Origin of the sequence: Vibrio sp. 10N.261.55.C5, assembly GCF_041470505.1 — a bacterium.
GTDB lineage: Bacteria > Pseudomonadota > Gammaproteobacteria > Enterobacterales > Vibrionaceae > Vibrio > Vibrio crassostreae_C.
In genome coordinates this window covers 1-4,703 of sequence record NZ_JBFRMS010000040.1, presented here as the reverse complement: position 1 = coordinate 4,703, position 4,703 = coordinate 1, and the positions used below count along the sequence as shown (strand labels likewise).

The following is a 4,703-nucleotide window of genomic DNA, read 5'->3' as shown; positions in this document are numbered from 1 at the left end:
CCCCTTTTCCTGCCAAGCGCTTTTAAAAGGCTTTAGGTTGTGATGGCGGTTGAGGCATTCTTGCTGAGGACTGGCAGCAACTTACTAAAAAGAGTAGAGTATTTAAATGGAAGGCAGGAATGCTAGATTCCAGAAAAGACAAAGCCAGTGATTATTGGGCTGCAACCCTACACTGGCTTAAATCAAACTCAGAGTGATTATGACAACTAAGATTACATTTAGCAACCCCTTGCTGAACCTCATAGCCTCACACAGCGCGTGCTGGGGTGTGGGAAATGGGCGATAAGACCACGGGCGTCAGCCCCCTAGGAATAAAGGCGAAATCCTCTTCACCTCAGATCGATCTCGATACTGGTGAGGTACTGGAAAGCCAAAAGCGCCGATCTGACAGGCGCGACCGTTACGATCTTGCCAGAACCTCAAGGGCTATATATGCCAATGAGGGTAAGCGTCAAGGTTTGGATTACATACTTAACTACCACCGAACAGCAAAGTGTTCTTACATCGCTCACAGCGATATTGAGATCATGAAATCCTGCGAGCATAAATCTACTTTCTTCACTGGTGTCACTACGTGTGGCAGTGTTTGGACGTGTCCAATGTGTGCCGCCAAGGTACAAGAAAGGCGTAGGGGCGAAATCAGCCATGCCATTGATTATTTTTATGAGCAGGATAAACAGGCGATGATGATCACCTTTACCTTTAGCCATAAATTTGAGGATCGCTTGGAGGACTTACTTACAAAGCAAGCTGAGGCATTTAAGTTATTGCGTAGTGGTAAGGCTTGGCAGTCCTTCAAAAAGGCTTTTGGTTTCGAGGGCTTAATACGTTCCCTTGAGATCACGTATGGGTCTAATGGATACCACCCACACACGCATGAGCTTTGGTTTGTAGATAAAGTTTTTGACCGTGCCACGGTTGAAACTTATGTCCAAAGGAAGTTCAGATACAAGCGGGATCATTGGTATCGGGATGCGCTTTTAGAGCTTGATTCGGAAACTATTTTCAAGAAACTTTTAATGGATCGTTGGCACCATGTCTGTGAAAAGGCAGGGCTGATGGAAGGTGTGGATGAGTCCGCATTCATGCTCCATGCGGTCGATGTTAAGTTTAAAGTTAGTAACTCTGATTATCTTGCTAAACAAGATGATTCTAGGCATTGGGGCGCGGATCGTGAGGTAGCCAAGGCGAGCACGAAACAAGGTAGGGCAAAGGGTATGCACCCATTTATGTTTTTGAGTAAGTTCTCTGAAACTGGTGATGGTGTATGGGCAAAGCGTTGGCTTGATTACACAAGTGCGATGGACGGTAAGCGTCAACTTTACTGGTCTCAGGGCTTAAAAGAGTTGGTTGGATTGGATGATTACACGGATGAGCAACTTGCCGTACTGGACGAGGATGAGGCGTCAAGCATTTACAAAATGGATAAAAAGGGCGGTGAGTGGAAGCGCGCTAGATGTAACCCTAGCATAGTGCTAGACACTGCCGAGGATACTTCTAACAAGCAAGTAATTGCTGCTGTTATAGGCTCTATAAACCCTGATCCAGATTACGAACGGGCTGCAACGGCCGATGAGGCATTACCGTTAACGGAACGTATTTACCAGTTAAGTGGTGAGGAAATGCAAGAGATTGGCGAGGACTTTAAAGCAACCCTTGATAAGCCTTTACAGCCATTAGCACCCACTAATAAAGGTAAGAGTATGGCTAACAAATATGGCAACAGTATGCCTTGGTTAGATCCTGACGATGATCACCAAACCCACGATGAAAATGGTAAAGTAATATTCAGATTTTAAATTTATATGTGCAGGAAATAACTATGAGTCGCTGTAGAAATAGTAAGTGTGATTGGGAAGATTGCGATGGCTTGGCTAATTGTGTTAATTGTGGCGAGGATGCTAATTGTGGCGAGGATCTTTGCCGAATTTGTAAGTTCCAAGATGAACTCGACAATGACAATGGTTGGTAATTAATTTGCAGTGTTAAATAGGGGCATTGCGCCCCTTGGTTACATCTTCATTTTTATTCGATTTGTTTTTTTAGGCTCTTGAGGTTGTTCCTCTGGAGCCTTTTGGTTTTCAGCTCTGGCAGCCTTTTGTGCAGCAAGTTTTGCAAATAAATCATTAGGCTCTGGCTCTGGCTCTGATGTTGACTCTGGCTCTTTGGCTTTAAGTTCCATCTCCAGTTTTAACCTTAACCCCTCTGCTCCCTTAAGTAGTCGGTCAAGCTCGTAACAGTTTTGTTCAAGCTCGCCATAGTTTTCTCTAAGCTCTCCCGCTTCTGTTTTTCTTGCTGTAACTCTTTCTGCAAAGTTTCTAATTGCTTGTTTAATTCCTTGAATGAACTTACTTGCCCTGCTTGTAGGGCTTTGAGGTTGCTTATTATCATGCTTAACATGGGTATCATTATTTTTGTTTGGTGTTACTTCATTTGGCAATACAACTGGTTCGGGTCGTCTTGGCTCTTGACCACCTGTATGCAAGGGTGAAACTTTTGGATCTCGTATTCCGTTACTAGGTAACGCCCTGCTATCATCCCTACTAGGAACAGGAACAGCCCCAACAGCATTGGTATTACTAGGTTTAGGCGGCGTTGGTTTCGGATACTGCTGACGACGTTGATTTGCAATGTGTCTATTGCGCTCTCCAAGCTCTTTCCTGTTTCTTGTAAGTCTTTGGTCACGTTCTGCGTTAAACGCTTGTAGTCGTCTTGCCTGCTCTGCTGCGAGGTCTTCAATGCCTTCGAAAGATTTGCCATACATATCACCTTTAAGTCTTATTGGTTTTTCGTGTCCCTCCGCTTTAAATGAAATGGACGATTTAGTGTTACGTGTCACCGTTACGCCATCTATGGCGTTTAGGGCATTCACAATGTCTTTTTGGTTGTTAAGTTCACCATCAGCAGCTCTTTGAAATATGTGCTGATCTACTTGCCTCATGACTTCCTGCCTAGGGCGGGAGTTATTGCCAAGTGCAAAGGTTCTTTTTTTACTTGGGTCGTTTGGGTCTGTAAATCCGTAGGTGTCGTTGGCTATGGACTTCCACGTATCAATGCGTTTCACGTCCCTTGAGTGGACGTAAGGCGTTAGTGCCTTACCAGTGGTTAACTCCATATTTACCACGTGGAAATTAAGCTCAAGCCTGTCTTTGTCTCGATGCTCAATCCAAACCATGTCGTATTGATTTGGGTTCAAGCCTGCCATTAGCGTTTGCTCAAATGACTCCATCAGCTTTTGTTTTTGGGATGTAGGAATGTTGGACTCTTCAAAGCCTAAGCACCCGTAGGTGTAAGCCTTGGAAAAGCGACTAGCCTCCTTAAGTAATTCTCTTGTTACATCGGGATTTCCCGACAGTAACTCGGGAGCCACTTTGCGCGTTTTGGTGCCACCCTCTAGGTACTCAAGACCGTTAGTGACTGACGAGTGATCGCCTTTAAAAAAGGTAACTATCATGCCCCTAACTTTATGAGCTGACTTAGTAGCTCGTTAGTTTCAGCAAGCCTTGCCTGCACTGCTACTAGGTCGAGTCGTGAACCCTGTTTTTTGATGGTATTAACTTGGCGAGTGAGTTGGTTAATGTTGTTACCAAGTAACGCAACTTGTTGTACAAGTTCGGGATCTTGCTTGAACTCTTTGTAGGCTGGCTTGTGGTGAGGCGACTTAGGATCTAAGGCAAACGTGCGAAACCAATCCGATATGTTGCCTTTAGCATTGGTTTGAATTATTGACTTTTCATCTGCGGTGACGCGGATTTGTATAAGTTCATGCCGTACTGGCTTTTTGCTTTTGCTCTTGCTCATTGGCTTTTGATTTTGGTTTTTGCTGTCTTTAGACAGTGTCTTTTTTGGGGATTAAAGGGGTAGGAACGAACCCCTTTGACAGCGATATGAGAATTACGGAACGTAATGACATATCTATGCTGGCTTGGTATTAACCCTTTATTGAAATTTAATAATTAAAAATTGTAATTACAAACAAGCCAATTCAGGAACATTAAATTAATAATCAAAAAGTTACTTTTGATGGTTGACACAGTATAATCAAAACGGTATTATTGATACATCAAAACAGAGGAATTAAAGACATGAAAAACGAACTTAAAGATATAAAATTACTTATGGATGCAGGAATACTTGCAAAAGCAACGGTTACTAACAGCCCAATGTTTGGTGGCTGGACTGTTGACTTCGATGGCAAAAAAAAGGGCGAGGGATACGGGCTGTATACGCAGCGTGGCGAGCTTAGAGCATTCAAGAGCCTTGATGCGGCATGTAAAGTAATTAAGGAACTTGGCTTTGCTGAGTTTGCAGTTAAACCACAATAAATAGGAGATTAGCGATGAGATATGTATTAGTTGGGGACGTTACAGAAGATGCAAAATATGTTGGGGCTGATGAGTTCAGGGCAGAGTTTTACTTGCTTGTAAGCAAGGGTAGGGACTTTATAAGGTGCTTTGACGTGTTGTATGCCAACACGGATAGCGGTGAATCATTGGTGCCTGTAGTTACGTCTTATGTAACGGGTGAGCGCCTTATAGGTGGTCGGGAGCAGGGCTATGACACTTACAGCGAAGTAATGGCGTTCATTGGGGCGTTGATGGATGAGTACCATGCCCGATAGGGCATATAAGCCCCTGCACTGAGTTTGCATGGGCCGGGTGGTTATTGGGCGGAACCTTGCGATGCTAAGTCATACGCACCCC

At 44.1% G+C, this 4,703-nt stretch carries 5 protein-coding genes; 3 read left to right on the top strand and 2 right to left on the bottom strand.

Features of this window, described 5'->3' with window-relative positions; genetic code table 11:
• Positions 1-275 precede the first annotated feature (275 nt).
• On the top strand, positions 276-1,799 hold the full coding sequence (locus AB4263_RS15515; RefSeq protein ID WP_372098480.1) for a protein rep: 1,524 nt from the start codon (positions 276-278) through the stop codon (positions 1,797-1,799).
• Positions 1,800-2,011: 212 nt separating this feature from the next.
• Here AB4263_RS15515 and AB4263_RS15510 read toward each other — a convergent pair whose 3' ends face one another.
• Positions 2,012-3,454, bottom strand: a complete 1,443-nt coding sequence (locus AB4263_RS15510; RefSeq protein ID WP_372098478.1) for a hypothetical protein — start codon at positions 3,452-3,454, stop codon at positions 2,012-2,014.
• Positions 3,451-3,801 (bottom strand): plasmid mobilization protein, encoded by a 351-nt coding sequence (locus AB4263_RS15505; protein WP_372098476.1) that lies wholly within the window; start codon positions 3,799-3,801, stop codon positions 3,451-3,453. Before AB4263_RS15505 ends, AB4263_RS15510 begins: the two co-directional genes overlap by 4 nt.
• A gap of 284 nt (positions 3,802-4,085) precedes the next feature.
• On the opposite strand from AB4263_RS15505, the gene AB4263_RS15500 reads away from it, so the two are divergent.
• On the top strand, positions 4,086-4,325 hold the full coding sequence (locus AB4263_RS15500) for a hypothetical protein (RefSeq protein WP_372098475.1): 240 nt from the start codon (positions 4,086-4,088) through the stop codon (positions 4,323-4,325).
• A 134-nt stretch (positions 4,326-4,459) separates the two neighbouring features.
• On the top strand, positions 4,460-4,621 hold the full coding sequence (locus AB4263_RS15495) for a hypothetical protein (protein ID WP_372098473.1): 162 nt from the start codon (positions 4,460-4,462) through the stop codon (positions 4,619-4,621).
• The last annotated feature ends 82 nt before the right edge of the window (positions 4,622-4,703 follow it).

Coding starts and splice junctions, on each gene's coding strand:
- AB4263_RS15515 (WP_372098480.1), top strand. CDS start 276: ATGGGCGATAAGACCACGGGCGTCAGCCCCCTAGGAATAAAGGCGAAA.
- AB4263_RS15510 (WP_372098478.1), bottom strand. CDS start 3,454: ATGATAGTTACCTTTTTTAAAGGCGATCACTCGTCAGTCACTAACGGT.
- AB4263_RS15505 (WP_372098476.1), bottom strand. CDS start 3,801: ATGAGCAAGAGCAAAAGCAAAAAGCCAGTACGGCATGAACTTATACAA.
- AB4263_RS15500 (WP_372098475.1), top strand. CDS start 4,086: ATGAAAAACGAACTTAAAGATATAAAATTACTTATGGATGCAGGAATA.